The organism is Candidatus Binatia bacterium (genome assembly GCA_035631035.1).
In the GTDB taxonomy this organism is placed as follows: domain Bacteria; phylum Eisenbacteria; class RBG-16-71-46; order SZUA-252; family SZUA-252; genus DASQJL01.
Map to the genome: position 1 here is coordinate 1 of DASQJL010000012.1, position 14,644 is coordinate 14,644.

At 72.6% G+C, this 14,644-nt stretch carries 8 protein-coding genes; 1 reads left to right on the forward strand and 7 read right to left on the reverse strand.

Annotated features, from left to right (window positions below; genetic code table 11):
* Nucleotides 1-164 precede the first annotated feature (164 nt).
* Genes VE326_01250 through VE326_01270 form a run of 5 tightly spaced genes read right to left on the reverse strand, consistent with a single transcriptional unit; the run spans nt 165 to nt 6,507 of the window.
* Entirely contained in the window at nt 165-1,217 is a 1,053-nt protein-coding gene (locus VE326_01250) for a hypothetical protein (protein HYJ31822.1), read from the reverse strand.
* 31 nt (nt 1,218-1,248) lie between these two features.
* Entirely contained in the window at nt 1,249-2,778 is a 1,530-nt protein-coding gene (locus VE326_01255; GenBank protein ID HYJ31823.1) for an ATP-binding cassette domain-containing protein, read from the reverse strand.
* 60 nt (nt 2,779-2,838) lie between these two features.
* Entirely contained in the window at nt 2,839-3,795 is a 957-nt protein-coding gene (arcC, locus tag VE326_01260) for a carbamate kinase (protein HYJ31824.1), read from the reverse strand.
* Nucleotides 3,796-3,834: 39 nt separating this feature from the next.
* Complete coding sequence (locus VE326_01265; GenBank protein ID HYJ31825.1) at nt 3,835-4,995, reverse strand: pyridoxal phosphate-dependent aminotransferase; 1,161 nt, start codon at nt 4,993-4,995, stop codon at nt 3,835-3,837.
* A 57-nt stretch (nt 4,996-5,052) separates the two neighbouring features.
* A complete protein-coding gene (locus VE326_01270) occupies nt 5,053-6,507 on the reverse strand; it encodes a hypothetical protein (GenBank protein ID HYJ31826.1) in 1,455 nt (484 codons plus the stop codon).
* 288 nt (nt 6,508-6,795) lie between these two features.
* Here VE326_01270 and VE326_01275 point away from each other — a divergent pair, with 288 nt between their 5' ends.
* Nucleotides 6,796-9,606, forward strand: coding sequence for a FlgD immunoglobulin-like domain containing protein (locus VE326_01275; protein ID HYJ31827.1), 2,811 nt, complete (start codon nt 6,796-6,798; stop codon nt 9,604-9,606).
* A gap of 908 nt (nt 9,607-10,514) precedes the next feature.
* On the opposite strand, the gene VE326_01280 is transcribed toward VE326_01275, so the two are convergent.
* Nucleotides 10,515-12,263 carry a lamin tail domain-containing protein gene (locus VE326_01280; protein HYJ31828.1) on the reverse strand — a complete coding sequence of 583 codons (1,749 nt, stop codon included), beginning with the start codon at nt 12,261-12,263 and terminating at the stop codon, nt 10,515-10,517.
* A gap of 105 nt (nt 12,264-12,368) precedes the next feature.
* Nucleotides 12,369-14,570, reverse strand: coding sequence for a hypothetical protein (locus VE326_01285; protein HYJ31829.1), 2,202 nt, complete (start codon nt 14,568-14,570; stop codon nt 12,369-12,371).
* Nucleotides 14,571-14,644 lie beyond the last annotated feature (74 nt).

Sequence of the window (14,644 nt, forward strand, 5' to 3'; positions counted from 1 at the left end):
GAGCGATCAGCGACGCGGCAATCGTCGCGGCCAAGAGCCACAGCACCAGCACCCACGTTCGAAGCATGACCATCCTCCCCGCGCACGGTGGCGCGTTCGTGGCGTCGGGGATGACGGGTACGGAAGAGCGGAGGCTTAGAGCGAAACGGAGCTGAGCGGAGGCGCTACCCCTCCCGGTGCCTCGTGCGCCACACCGCTCGCGGCGCGCCGAAGTCGGGGAACGTGCGGGGGAGGATCCACAGCGCGGGCAAGAGCAGCAACGCGGCCGCTCCGGCGCCATAGCCGGGCTGGCCCAGGACTTGGGCCACGTACGGGGTGTTGAGCCATGCCGCGAGCACGAACGCGGCGATCGCCGCACCGCGCAGGGAGCCCAGCCCGAGCAGCGCCACGGCGATTCCTGCGAAGCCGAGCGGGAAGGGCCAGCGCTCGAGCGCCACGGCCGGCGAGGTCCAGAGCTGGAGCGCGCCGGTCACGCCGGCGCAGGCGCCGCCCAGCGCCATCATCGAGCGCTGGATTCCCTCGACGTCGGTGCCGATCGCGGCGGCGGCGAGCGGATTGGCGCCCGAGGCGCGCACCTCGAAGCCGCTGACCGTGGCGCGCAGGAAGTGCGCGAAGAGCACGGCCACGACCATGGAGAGGGCGAGCAGCAGGATGCCCCAGGCGAGCACCACGCCGGGAGCCAGCGACAGCCCCGGCGCCCACTTCAGCGGCTGGGTCAACGCGGGGAAATCGATCGCGAGCGCCGGCGGCGCCATCCGGTCCACCGACAGCGCCCGGGCCAGCGGCACGAAGAGCGCCGCCCCCAGCAGTCCGCTCAGGATCTCGTGCACCGCGAACTTCTGACGCAGCGCCGCGATCCCGAAGCCGACCAGCGCCCCCACGGCCGCGCCGGCCACCAGGCCCAGCCCCGCCTGCAGCCCGGGACCGAACACGCCGCCGCGGACGATGATGGCGCCCACCGAGTAGCCCGCGAGGAACTCGGCGTGGATGCCGAGATTGATCATCCCGCCGTGCAGCGGCATCAGGAACGCGACGCCCAGAAAGAGGAGCCCCGCACCCACGAGGACCACGTCGCCGGTCCAGGGCGCGGTCCAGCGCGAGGGATTCAGGTCGAGCACGCCGACGCCGAGCGCGTGCGTCCCGCCGATCAGGGCGAGCAGGACGAGCGCGTTGGCCAGGATCTCCCGTTTGCCCGCGCGGCAGCGGCCCGGGATCATCGGGCCCTCCCGCGGAAGCCCGGCGCCCGCGTCACGCCGCCGCTCCCGACATCTCCGCGATGATCGCCTCGCGCGTGAGGGTTTCCGTCACGGGAAGCCACACGAACTTGCCCAGCGTGAGAACCGCGAGCCGGTCGGCCACGCGCATCGCCTCCTCGGGCTCGTCGGTCAGCCACAACAGGCCGCTCCCCCGCTCGCACTGGAGGATCAGCGTGCGGCGCACGTATTCCTGGGCGTCCAGCGACAATCCCTGCCCCGGGGACCGCACGACCAGAAGCCGCGGGTTGTGAATCACCTCGCGCGCGACGATGAGCCGCTGCCGCTGCCCCAGGCTCAGATCGCGCAGGCGCGTCTTGGGCGTGGCGCCCACGATCTCGAAGTCCTCGAGCGCGCGGAGGCAATTCCCCCGTACCGACTCGGGCCGGAGGAACCCCTTCCGCGCGAAGGGAGGCACGTGAGTCTGCCCCAGGATGAGGTTTTCCTCGACGGTGAACTCGTCCACCGACTGATCCCGCGCGATCGGCGGGTTCACGAAGGTCATCCCCGACTCGACGCGCACGCGGCGCGGAGCCTTGGCGATCTCCTTCCCGAGAAAATGGATCGAGCCCTGGTCGGGACGCCGGTTTCCGAGGAGCGCGTCGTGGAGAAGATCGAGCCCGTCGGCCGGGGCGCCCACGATCGCGAGCACCTCGCCCGCCGCGGCGTCGAAGTCCACGCCGGCGAGCGACGTCTCGCGGCCACGGCCGTGCAAGATCAACCCCTCGACGCGAAGGAGCACGTCTCCGGGCGCGTGCGGACCGCTGGGCGCGCGGCGGATGTCGAGGCCGCCGGTCCAGCGCTCGACCAGCGCCGATTCGGTCATCCCGTCCAGCGAGAGCGTCGCGGGATCGGCGTTGCGCCACAGGATGGAGACGGACGAGCCCTCGGGGAACGCGTCGCGCGGCCAGGTCGTGGCGAGCACCCCGGGAATCTTCTCTTCGCCCAGGATTCGATGGAGGATGGCGAGGAAGTGGCGGGCTTCGTGCGGACCGAGGTCGGCGGTCGGCTCGTCGAGGAGCAGCGCGGCCGGACGCTGGCGCACGGCGGCGGCGACCTCGATCAGCTTCCGCTCGACGGGGCGGAGCGCTTCGTACGGCACGTCGAGGAGGGCATCCAGCCCCACGCGCGCGGCGAGAGCGCGCGCCTCCTCGCGACCCTGCTTCCACTGGATCCCGACCTTCGCGGCGCGCGGGGTGTCGTGGAGGAGGAGGCGCTCGAGGACCCGAAGCTGGCGGATCGGGGCTTCACGCGGAATCAGCGCCAGCGCGCGGCGCCGCGCGGCCGGAGGAGCCTCTTCTCCGCCCACCAGCACCGCGCCCTTCGACGGCGCGCGAAGACCCGCGATCGTCTCGAGGAGCGCGGTCTTTCCGGTGTCGCGCTCGCCCAGGATCAGCTGCAGCGACCCCGCTCGCGCGGCGAAGGTCAACCCGCGTATCGCCCAGCGCCCGTCCGACGCCACCGAGAGATCGCGCACCGCGATTCCCGAATCGCGCCCTGCGACCGTCGCCTCCTTGCCGCCCATCCTCCCTCCCCCTCGGCCGTCTTCCCGTACGGCTGCCGTTCCGCCCGCCGCGAGCGGCGCTCAATCGCGCCGGATGCGCGTCCCCTGCTGCCCCGCCAGCGCCGGGATCAGGTTCCCCGGCGAGGTGATCACCACCTCGCGGCCGCCGCCGCGGAGGAACTCGATCGCGCTCTGGATCTTCGGCCCCATGCTTCCCGGGGGAAAATGCCCCTCGTCCATCCAGCCGGCCATCTCGTCGGCGGTCGCCTCGGTCAGCTCGCGCTGTTCCGGCCGGCCGTAGTGCAGCGCCACCCGGTCGATGCCGGTGATAATCACCAATTGCTCGCAGCCGAGCAAGCGCGCGAGCAGACTGCCCGCAAGATCCTTGTCGATCACGGCCTCGATGCCGTGAAGGGCCCCGTCCCACTGGCGCGTGACCGGGATCCCGCCTCCCCCCGCCGCGATCACGACGGCGCCGCTTTCGACCAGCTCGCGGATGGCGCCGATCTCGATCACCTCGAGAGGACGCGGCGAGGCCACGACGCGGCGATAGCCGCGACCCGAATCCTCGACCACCGTCCACCCCTTCTCGCGCGCCAGAAGGCGGGCCCGCTCCTGGGTGTAGAAGGGGCCGATCGGCTTGGTCGGCCTGCGGAAGGCCGGATCGCGCTCGTCCACCAGCACCTGCGTGACCGCGGTGACCACCGTCCGGTCCCCCAGGCCGATCCGCTTCAGCTCGTTCTGGAGCAGCTGCTGCATCATGTAGCCGATGCCGCCCTGCGAGTCGGCCCCGCACACGTCGAGCGGCATCGGGGGGATCTGGTCGCGCGAGGCCTCGTTCCGGATCAGGATGTTCCCGACGATGGGCCCGTTGCCGTGCGAGAGCACCACCCGGGCGCCGTCGCGGATCAGCGCCGCGATCGGCTGCATCGTGGTCCGCGTGATCGCGCACTGCTCCTCGAACGTCCCCGTCCCGCGCGCGGGGAGGATCGCGTTGCCGCCGAGCGTGATGAAGACGCGTCGCGCCGGATCGCTCATGGAATCGCCGAGCCGCCGGACAAGGTCGCGCTCATCGATTCATCGCGCGGCCTTGCTGTGGCTCTCGACGAAGGCGCCGAAGCGCTTCAATCCCTCCCGGATGTTGTCGATCGAGTTGGCGTAGGAGAAGCGCAGGTAGCCCTCGCCGAACGAGCCGAACGCCGTTCCCGAGAGCGCCGCGACGCCCCCTTCCTCCAGGAGCGCGTGCTCCACCTCGGAGGACTTCATCCCGAGCCCCTTCACGTTCGGGAACACGTAGAACGCCCCCGAGGGCTTGGCGCACGTGACGCCCGGAACCTCGTTCAACCCCGCCACGATCGCGTCGCGCCGGCGGCGGAACTCGGCCACCATCGCCTTCACCTCGTCCTGCGGCCCGCCCAGCGCCGTCGGCGCCACCCGCTGCACGAACGACGTGGCGCACGAATAGACGTTCGTGGCCAGCCGCGCGACATGTTTGGCGAGGGTTGGGTTCATGACGCCGTAGCCCAGCCGCCAGCCGGTCATGGCATAGGTCTTGGAGAAGCCGTCGAGGAGGATCGTGCGCTCCTGCATGCCGGGGCGTGTCGCGATCGATTCGTGCACCCCGTCGTACAGGATCTTCGAGTAGATCTCGTCCGAGAGGACCCAGATGTCCTTGCCCTTCAGGAGGGCGGCGATCTGATCGAGGTCGGAGGGGTCGAGAACCGATCCGGTCGGATTGTGCGGCGAGTTCAGGATCAGCATCTTCGTGCGCGGGGTGATCAGCGCCTCCACGTCGGCCGCGCCGAAGCGGAAGCCGCGCTCCTCGCGCAGCGCGAGCGAGACCGGCGTGCCGCCGGCGAAGCGGACCGCCGACTCGTAGATCGGGAAGCCCGGGTTGGGAACGATCACCTCGTCGCCCGGATTGACGCAGGCGAGCACCGCGAAGGTGAGCACCGGCTTTCCGCCGGGCGTCACCACGACCTGGTCGGCGGCCACCGTCAGCTTGCGGTCCCGCGCGATGTGGGCCGCGATCGCCTCGCGCACTTCCGGCAGGCCCGCCGAGGGGCCGTAGTGGGTGAATCCCTCCTCCAGCGCGCGCACCGCCGCCGCGCGAATCGCGGCCGGCGTGTCGAAGTCCGGCTCTCCGATCTCGAGATGCACGACGGAGCGTCCCTTCGCCTCGAGCGCCCGCGCCTTGGCGAGCACCTCGAAGGCGGTCTCCGTTCCCAGCTGGCTCATCCGATCCGCGTAACGCATGCGATCCCCCGATCCTCCAGAGTCTCCCCCTGGACGATTCTATTGGTCTCCCCGCCCCCACTCGATGCGGAGCGAGCCCGCGGACGATCCCTCTCCCTCCGGCGCCGCGGCGTCGGAGACGAGCGCTTCCAGTCGAAATCCACCCATCCGAACCCAGGCCCGGCCCGAAGCGGCGATGCCGGAGCCCGCGTGCGCCGCGATCGTCTCCGCTCCCGAGGGCGCGAGCGACGCGGTCCATGCGGCCGGCGCGTCGCCCTCCGACCCGCTCCGCGCGGCCGCGCGCCGTGCCTGCATCACCAGCACGGCTCCGGCGCGTCCCCGCGCCGACAGCGCCAGCCGCCCCCCGAATGCCGACGCGATCGCGCTCCCGGCCGCCCGGCGGGAATCCCGCACGGATACGAGGACCGAGAACGCGCGACCGCGCTCGCGCGCGATGCCGACGTCCGCGATGGCGTAGCGCTCGCCGCCGCTTCCGCTGGAGGACAGGAGCGCGTCCTCGGCGGCACGCGCCCCGAGCCGCATTCGTATCGGACCGCGACCGGCGTCTCTCACCGTCGTCTCCAGCTCGACACGCCCGTCGTCGGCCGGCGCCCGCGCCGACCACGGACGCCAGGATAGCCGCGCCCGCATCGGGCCCAAGCCCCAGCGCGCCACGAGCTCCCCCGCGACCGGCCTCGCTTCGCCCGGCCTTCGGCGCCAGCGCGCCTCCACGGCGAGCGGCCCGGCGGAGCGAACGGCCTCGGCGAGGAGCTCCGGACCCCGCTCGCGCGAGAGGAGCACTTCGCAGGAGAGGCGATCCTCTCCGGCGGTGCGCCCCAAACCCGCCGACAGCGAACCGGCGCGCCGGGCGCCGCGGACCGCGCCCGCGGCGACCGTCGCGGCCAGCGCTCCATGGCGCCAGGCGAATCCGCCCGCGTGAAGGAGGCGATCATCGCCGTCGTTCCCGATCAGCCCCCAGGCCGCGACCGGGCCGGCGGCAGCCGCCGTCGCCGCTCCGCGCACGGCGGGGCTCGACGCGCCGCGCGGCCCCTCCAGCATCGGCAGGCCAGACTCGAAGCCGGGCTCGGGCCGTCGCGGGGCGCGAAGCGTGCGCGTGAGTCCGAGCGCCTCACCGAAGAGCGACGGCGGACGGCGCACCACGATGGCCCCGGCCACCAGAGCCGCGCGGGGTCCGCGCCGGATCCCCAGCGTGCCCCAGGCCGCGCCGTTCGCGAGCGCCAGCCACTCCGCTCGCACCGAGCCCAGCGGACGCCACGCCGCCTCCGCCCAGACGCGCTTCGGCTTCCAGCGACCCTCGCGAAGGTCGGACCGCGCTCCAGCGCCGGGCCCGGCCTCGGGACCCCTCTCCTCGAGACGGTCGGGCGCCTCGAGATCGCCGGTCTCCTCGGGGAGCCACACGGCGGCGGACTCGGCGTCCGCGGCCGCACACGCGTGCGGGGCGGCGGCGAGCGCCGCGAGGAGTCCCGAAATCGCTAGTTGCCTTTTCCGTCGCATGATAGCAAAGCGGAAAGGGGCCAACAACGCGACCCGGAGCGGTGCCGGAGCGCCCGCACGGGCGACGTCGCAAGCTGAACGCAGCACACGATTTCCCTCGACTTCGGCGCCGCGATCGGTTATCATGCCGCCCTTAGCGCACCCACGCTCGGTTTCCGGTCGCTTGCCTCTGTCGCGACACCTCGGACTCCAAGGGATCACGAAGGCGACATGCCGCGTCTCCCATCCCGGATCACCGTTCCCCCTCGTTTCCAGGCTGCGCCCCGTATCGTCCGGAGGACTCCCCCCATGCGCCCGCTTCGTAGCCGCATTGTCTTCCTCGCCCTCGTTCTCGCCGCCGCGATTCCGGCGTCGGCTCATGCGGCCCGCACGGCGCCCGCCGGAGTCGAACCGCCCCCGGCCGGAGTCGTGCGGAATCAGGCATCGTCGCTCGAGCTCATGCCCCCGGGGATGAAACCGGGCCGCATCCAGCGCGCGCCCGCGGCCGGTGAGACGCTCTATGTGTTTCGCGACAGCCTGGAGACGCGATCCAGCCCCAACAACGAGGGGGGCTGGTCGCACTACGACCAGTCGCTCAAGCCGACGGCGTGGCACGTCGACAGCCTGCTGAGCTGCCAGGGAGCGGCTTGGTGGTGTGGGCTCGTCGACTCGACCTGGATCTACGACACGAATCGGGCGGGCTACGACAACGACTGGACGCAGTACCTCTCCAACATCGTCGACCTGAGCGGGATTCCGGCCGGAACGCCGGTGACGCTCGGATTCCGGCACCGGTTCAACGCCGAGCCGCTGTACGATTTCGGCAGCGTCCAGATCTTCGATCCCGACGACGCCGACTGGAACAATCTCGCGACGTTCACGGGAGCGGTCCCGAACAATCAGAACAACTGCGACACCGTGACCGTCGTCATCCCCGACTCGACCCGGCTCAAGTACAACCCGGTCTCCTTCCGATTCAAGTTCACGTCGGACGTCGGATATTCCTCGGCCGACGGGCTCTACAACGGGGATGGCTGGATCATCGACAACGTCACGATCAAGGCGGGAACCGACGTCCGGCTGTTCGACGACGGCCACGGCAACGCGGGCCACTGGTCGGTCACGACGAATCCGGGCGTGGGAGACCTCTTCTGGCTGAGCGGCAACCTCTTCACCGAGGACGTCTGCTCCAGCAACACGTCGAAGGTCTGGACCGGGTGGGATCCCGTCGTCCAGTCCCTGGTCCCCCGCATGGACGACCTCTTGAACATGCCCCCCGTCGCGATCAACCGGGCGTCGGACGCGTTCGTGGAATTCGACGTCTACCGGAACCTGCCGCTCCAGGCGTGCTTCTACTACCACCTGAACTTCCGCACGAAGAACGTGGGCGGGAATTGGAGCGCGTGGCAGGATCCGACCTTCTTCGTCTACTACGGCGGCAGCAAGGACTGGGCGCGGCAGCGGATTCCGCTCCCCGGCGCGGGCGAGCACGATTCGCTTCAGGTCCAGCTGGGCCTGCGCGACTACTCGGCCACCTTCTGCGACGGCATCTCCTCGCCGAACGGCGTCTATGCGTTCTTCGACAACGTCGCCATCGGCGTGATCGGCACGGCGCCACCGTCGTTCGTGGTGCGCGATCTCGATCTCTTCAACGATACGTTCTCGACGACGCCGTTCTACAAGGACGACAACTTCAACAGCGCCGTCGGCGACACGACGGTGGTCAACGTGAACACGTCGCTGGGGTACAAGCAGGGGTTCCTGTTCTACCGGACGGCTCCGAGCGGCGCCTTCAGCTCCACGCCGCTCGTCAACGTCGCGCCGGCGATCCCGACCCGCTTCTACGCCGACGTGCCCGCCGCGAGCTATGCGGCCGGCACGACGCTGCAGTACTACTTCTCCGCCACCGACAGCATGAACAACACGGCGACCTATCCGACCGACGCCGTCTCGGCGCAGCACTACCTGACCGCGTCGATCCTGCCCCTCAAGACGGCCACCAACCCCGGAAACGGCTGCTTCGACAGCCTGGCCACCATTCTGTTCGTGAACCACTTCTCCGGTCGCGAGACGTCGCCACGGATCGCCGACGCGCTGAAGGCGCTGGGGTACAAGTTCGATACCTGGGACGTGAACGGACCGAGCAGCGGCGTGGGGAACTGCCTGGGAGGCTCCGATCCCAACGACATCCAGTACCACTGGCCCCCGACCAACGTCGCCTCGCTGACGCAATACAAGACGATCATCTGGCACTCGGGGGATCTCTCGTCGTTCACGATCACACCGCAGGACGAGGCGGTCTTGCAGTCGTGGATCCAGCAATCCGGACGGGACCGGAACCTCTGGATCACCGGCGACGACGTGGGGTACGAGCTGACGGCCAGCGGCGCCGATTACAACAGCTTCATGGGATTCACCGCCGGAGCGCGCTACCTGCGCGACAGCTGGGAGACGCAGCCCGCCGATACGCTCCACCCGATGGTCTCGGGCGTGGCCGGCGGTCCGGCCGCCGGGCGGTTCTTCCACCTGAACGGGGACTGCCCCATCATCAACAAGTTCGACCTCATCACTCCCTCCAACCAGGCGCAGTCCGGCGGCAAGTGGGGCGTCCTGCTCCGCTACCCGAACACGCAGCCCGCCGCCACGCGCTATGCCACGAAGTACGTCTCGTTCGGCACCGACAGCGCGCGGGCCGTCTTCATGGGATTCAGCTTCAACTCGATCGAGGAGGGCGGCGAGCGCCTTCAGCTGGCCAAGGCGATCACGCAGAGCTATTTCCTGGAGAACCCCTGCTACTCGCCGACGGCGGTGCTCGAGGATCCCGCGGGCCAGGCTCCGCCCGTTCGCACGCAGCTCTTCCAGAACGCGCCCAACCCGTTCAACCCGGCCACCACGATCCGCTTCTCGGTGGCGCAGCGCGGCCCCGTCCGGATCGACATCTTCGACGTCGGCGGCCGCCACGTGCGCACCCTCGTCGAGAAATCCTACGAGCCGGGCGTGTACACCGCGCGCTGGGACGGCGTGGACGACGGCGGCCGGCCGCTCGCGAGCGGCGCCTACTTCTATCGCATGACGGCACCGGGCGCCTCCGACGCCAAGAAGCTCATTCTGCTCCGCTGACCTCGGCGCGCGATCGCGCGCGAGGCGTTCCTCCGGGGGGCGGTCCGCGGTCGTCGCGGGCCGTCCCCTTTCGTCACCGGCGAGACCGACGCTCAGGGAGGCGATGCCGTCGCCGGCCGCGCCGTCCAGGCGGCCCGCCGCGATCTCGAGGCGCCCCCATCGCGCCGCGAGCGAAAAGCCCAGCCGGCCCGGACCCTCACCGCGCGCGGCGCGCAGGGTGAGGAGCGACGCGACCGGCAGCTCGATCGCGAGGCGGGGACTTCTCCGCCCCGTCCGCTCCCAGCGGTCGGCCAGCGCGACCGTGACGCCGCCCGACCGCAGCCGCACCACCGCCGCAGCGGAGGGACCGGCCCCGAGACGCTCGGCGCCGCGGCTCCGGACGATCCGGTCGGCGTCGAGGACCACCTCGAGGTTGCCGCGAGCGCCCGCGAGCCGCGCGGCGATCCCCGCGCCCCCGGCCCACCCCGCGGCCTCCGGATCGCCCGCGAAGCGGAGCGCAAGCCGTTCCATGCGCGCGCGGATCCGGATCGCGCGGGGGCCGCGCTCATCGAGCGCGAGGGATTGGACCGACTCGGAAAGGTCGGGCGTGCCGGCGCGCGACCAGGCGGCGAGGACCGTGAACCGGGGCCACCCGCGCCCCGCCGCGACGCGGTCGGCCGCGAGTCCGGGCACGCCGTAGAGCGAGGCATGGCTCGCTTCGGCGATCCAGGCGGGCGCGCGATCGCGATCGTGGATCGGATCGAACGCGAGGTCCGCCGACGCCGCCCCGAGGGCCGATGGAGCCGCGCTTCGAAGGTCGAAGGCGGCGCGAGCCACCCCGCCGGGCGGCGGTGCCGCGAGCACCGCGAAGGCCGCGACCAAGCCGAGTGCCGGGCGGCGCGCCACGACGCCGAGTGCCGGGCGGCGCGTCACCGGGCGGTCCCTGCCGCCGACACCGCGACCGGGATCGCCGTGCGCCGCGGTCCGCGCCCGTCCTCCGCGACGGCCTCGGCCGCGACGACGTAGAGTCCGGGGCGCACCCACGCTCCGCCGGCGTCGCGGCCGTCCCACGCGAATGCGCCCTCGCTGGCGTAGCGCTGCCCCGCCACCAGGGTGCGCACGCGGCGCCCGAGAAGATCGTAGACCTGGACGACGAGCGAGCGTCCGCGCGCTTCCGGCGTGAGACGGAAGAGAAGCGGCGGCCTATCGGCCCCGCGGCGAAGCAGGCGCCCGCTCGCGAGCAAGAGCGCGCCGCGCGGAGCGAAGCCCCCCTCGGGGGCGCGGAGCGAATTGGGCCGGCCCGGGGTCGCCCGCGCCGGATCCACGCACTCGCCGAAGGTCCCGGGCTGATGGCCCGGCAGATCGGGGGAGAGCCGCTCCAGACTCCCGCCCCGCGAGACCGCCCGCGCGTCGTAGCGGATCACGTCGCAGGGAATGGAGTCGGACCCCATCACGCGCACGAGATCGGCGAAGCCGTCCGGGCCGTCGCCGTCGTTCAAGGCCGGCCAGGAGCCGGCGAGGCCGAGCACCGTCGTCGAATCCAGTCCATACCGGGCGCGCACGGCCGCGGGATCCTGGGCGATGACCAGGAGCGTCCCCGCCGTCGCCGCGCGCGGGACCGCCCCGCGCGCGACCGGCCGCGGCGGCGAGGAGCCGTCGGATAGCGCGAGAGCGCCGACGTCCGGCACCACGTCGCGAAACCAGAGCTCCACCCACTCCCCCGCGCCGGCATCGTGGAATTCGATCTCGTTCACCACGGCGGGCGCGGCGAGGGTCCGTCCGGAGATCCAGGCGGTGTCGGCGAGATCGGACGCGGGCGCTGCCCCCTCCGCGGGCGCCGCGCGCAGGCGCACGCGGAGCGGCCCCGCCGTCGCGGCTTCGAGGCGGAGGTCGACCGACGCGCTCTCTCCCGGCGCGAGCGCCACGCCCCGCGCGACGGCCGCGGGGAGCGCCTCTCCGCGCCCGGCGCCGCTCGGCGAGGCGTCCTCCCATTCCGCCAAGAGCCGCCAGCGCGAGGCGGCCAGCGGAAGCCGGCCGCGATTGACGATGCGCGCGCGGAGCACGACCGTTTCGCCGGGCCAGGGCACGACGGGATCGAGGCTCGTACCGCCCGGCACGAGCGCGACCCGCTCGTCCGGGTGGTTCGCGCGCCCGGGCGTGGGCGCCGGCTCCTCTTCCCAGTCGTCGGCGTTGCTCTGCGCGCCCGCCCCGTCCACGCGCCGGGCCAGGCTGTGGCCCGACGCCGCGTCGGGCGCGGGGGCTCCCAGGGAGAGCGATGCCGCTTCGAGCGCGCCATAGCCGAGCAGGTCGAGAACGACGCCGTCGCGCACGAGGCGCAGCGCGTCCGGCCCGTTCTGCAGCGCGCTCGAGAGGCTCCGGACGAGAAACGGCGCGCGCGGAGGGATGGTGTCGGCGGAAGCCCCGCGGTAGGCCGCGGTCCAGACATCCGGGCGCGAGCCGTCCGCCGTCTCGATCACGACGCCCGCGAGCGCGACCGGCGAGGGCCCGGGATTCCACAGCTCGACCCACTCGTTCCCATCGTCGGTGCCGGCGGGATCGTAGAGCACTTCGTTCAGCACGAGATCAGCGCGGGCTTGCGCGGGGCCGAGCGGCGGCGGCGCGCCGGGCGCGGAGAGGCAAGCGGCGAGGGCGAGCGCCGCGAGCGACGGGCGGAACATGACGACCTCCGATTTCCGGAGGCGCGGGGGCGATGGAACGGAACGAAACCGGCTCGGGTGCCGGGCGGCGACGCCGCGGACTCGGCGCTCGGGAGCGCCGCCTCACTACATCAGATGGAACCGGCGCCGGAGCGCCCACTCGAGCGCGAGCCCGAGCACCAGCACGACGAAGAGGAGCGGATTGTGGAAGAGGTCGATCTGGGCCAGGCGCGATCGGACGAGATCCGGCGACCGCAGCCGCTTCATCACGGCCTCGGGATTTCTAAGAGGCGCGCTCGCGCCGCCGGAGCGCTCGGCCAGGCGCGCGAGCACGTCGGGCTCGGCCGCGAGCGATTCGAACTCGATCCCCTGCGCTCCGACCGCCACGCGAACGCTGTCCATGCCGACCAGGCTTCCGCCGCGCTCCACGCGCCCGACGAGGAGGTAGACCCCCGGCGCCACCGCCAGCGAGCCGGTGTAGACGCCCGGCTCGGCCAGGGTCAGCGCCGCGCCACCCCCGGCGCTGGCCGAGCCGGATCCCTCGGCCGCGGATCCGCCCGAGGGAAGCCCCGTCGCGCCGATCCGTCGCGCGCGCACGCTCGCGGTCGCGCCGGGGCCGAGCGGCTGGGACACCGTGACGCGCACCGCCATGCTCCGCCCTTCCGGGGTGATGTCGGGCGCCGTGATGCGCACCGGCCGGTCCTCGCCCGAGGCGGCGAGCCATCGCGTGGCGCCGCCGAAGAAGGCCGCTTCGACGCCGGCGCCGTTTCCGAATCCTGCCGCGGTGAGCCCCCAGCGATAGACGCCCGCCGCGTTCAGGACGAGGACCCGGCCCGCGCCGACCTTCCCCGCCATGACGAGCGGGATGTTGGCGTCGTCCACGCGCACGGTCAGGATCGGGACGACGGCGGTTCCGGTCGCGCGGAGCGCGACGGGGGGCTTCACGGGAGGAAGCCCGCGCCAGGTGCTGGCCGCGCTCGCCGCGTCCCCCTCGAGCAGCGTGACTTCGTGCACCCGTCCGGCCGGAGTCAGGTCGGCGGGCGCGTCCAGGCCGGGGTCCCGCCCCCAGAAGCCCCACGAGAGGCCCAGGGCGCGCGAGAGGGGGGACTCCGGCGGCATGCGGCCCTCGGGATCGATCCAGAGAAGAAGCCCGCCGCCGCGCTCCAGGTAGCGGAGCAGCGTCTGCGCCCGCTCGGGCGTCATCGTGCGGGTGTCGTAGCGGACGACCGCGGCCTCGGCGTTCTGGAGCCGCGCGGCCAGCGACGAGGTCGCGCCGTCCGGCGCGCTGACGGCATCGGCCCCGGAGGAGGTGAGGCGCTGCGCCGCCCACGAGGTGTCGGACTGGATGCCGCGCGCGAGCGACCGGAGGTCCCAGTCCCACGAGGAAGCGAGCACCGGGACCGTGCGCTTGGCGGGACGCGCCTCCACGGCGATCAGCCGCGCCTTGTTCTCGCGCATGGGATCGCCCGGAACGGGATCGAGCGAGACGGAGAGGAAATGCTTCCCCGCCGTGAGCGGGGTCCAGGGAAGACTCACGCGGCTCGATGCGCCGGGACCGGCGAGCGCGTACGGCGACTTCGCCAGCTCACGCCCTCCCTCCCCCAGGCGGATCGTGCCGCGCGAGGCCGGGCGCGTGCCCTGGCGCACGGTCACGTGCACGGCGGCCGGACGCTCGAGGACCGCTTCCAGCGGCGCCTCGACCCCCGCGATTCCCACGGTGGGGGGATCGGTGGCCGAGCCCGCGACGAGCGTGAAGGCCGGGAGCGACGCGTCGAGCGCGCGCTCGGGGTCTTCGCCGCGGTTGACGGCGCCGTCGCTCACGACGACCAGGGCGGCGACCGAGTCGGGGTCGACGCGCGACGCCGCTTCGCGGAGCGCATCCCCCAGCGCCGTCTCGCCCGTCAGGCCGTCGGCCGTGGAGGCCGGGGGCGCGCCGCGGGCGAAGGCGCCGAGCGCGGCGTCGAAGGGCGCCGTGCGCACGTCGTAGCGCCGGCCCAGCTCCCGCGCGATCGCGGCGGCGGCGCTGTCGGCGGCCCCGACGCGGCTTCGGCCTCCGGGCGCGTCGCGCACCTCCATGCTCCCGGAATGGTCCACGAGCACGAGCAGCCGGTTCCGCTCCTTGGACGCGGTCGGGAACCGGGCGACGGGGGCCAGGGACGCCACGAGGAGCGCGATCAGGGAGAGGAGGCGCGCGCCGAGCAGGATGGCGCGTTGGCGCGGCGGCAGCACCGGATAGCGCGTGGCATACGCCCAGATCGCGACCCCGATCGCGGCCAGGACGAGCGCGAGCGCGATCGGGACCGGGGTCAAGGACAGCGACGTCTTCATGCGTTCAGGGTACCCCGCGCGGATGGAATGAGTCCGTGCATGACGTACGACGGGGGCAGCGCGGCAGGTGAAGC

Excerpts from the sequence above, each read along its gene's own strand:
- VE326_01250 (HYJ31822.1), bottom strand. The coding sequence starts at position 1,217 with ATGATCCCGGGCCGCTGCCGCGCGGGCAAACGGGAGATCCTGGCCAAC.
- arcC (HYJ31824.1), bottom strand. The coding sequence starts at position 3,795 with ATGAGCGATCCGGCGCGACGCGTCTTCATCACGCTCGGCGGCAACGCG.
- VE326_01285 (HYJ31829.1), bottom strand. The coding sequence starts at position 14,570 with ATGAAGACGTCGCTGTCCTTGACCCCGGTCCCGATCGCGCTCGCGCTC.
- VE326_01275 (HYJ31827.1), top strand. The coding sequence starts at position 6,796 with ATGCGCCCGCTTCGTAGCCGCATTGTCTTCCTCGCCCTCGTTCTCGCC.
- VE326_01270 (HYJ31826.1), bottom strand. The coding sequence starts at position 6,507 with ATGCGACGGAAAAGGCAACTAGCGATTTCGGGACTCCTCGCGGCGCTC.
- VE326_01265 (HYJ31825.1), bottom strand. The coding sequence starts at position 4,995 with ATGAGCCAGCTGGGAACGGAGACCGCCTTCGAGGTGCTCGCCAAGGCG.
- VE326_01280 (HYJ31828.1), bottom strand. The coding sequence starts at position 12,263 with ATGTTCCGCCCGTCGCTCGCGGCGCTCGCCCTCGCCGCTTGCCTCTCC.
- VE326_01255 (HYJ31823.1), bottom strand. The coding sequence starts at position 2,778 with ATGGGCGGCAAGGAGGCGACGGTCGCAGGGCGCGATTCGGGAATCGCG.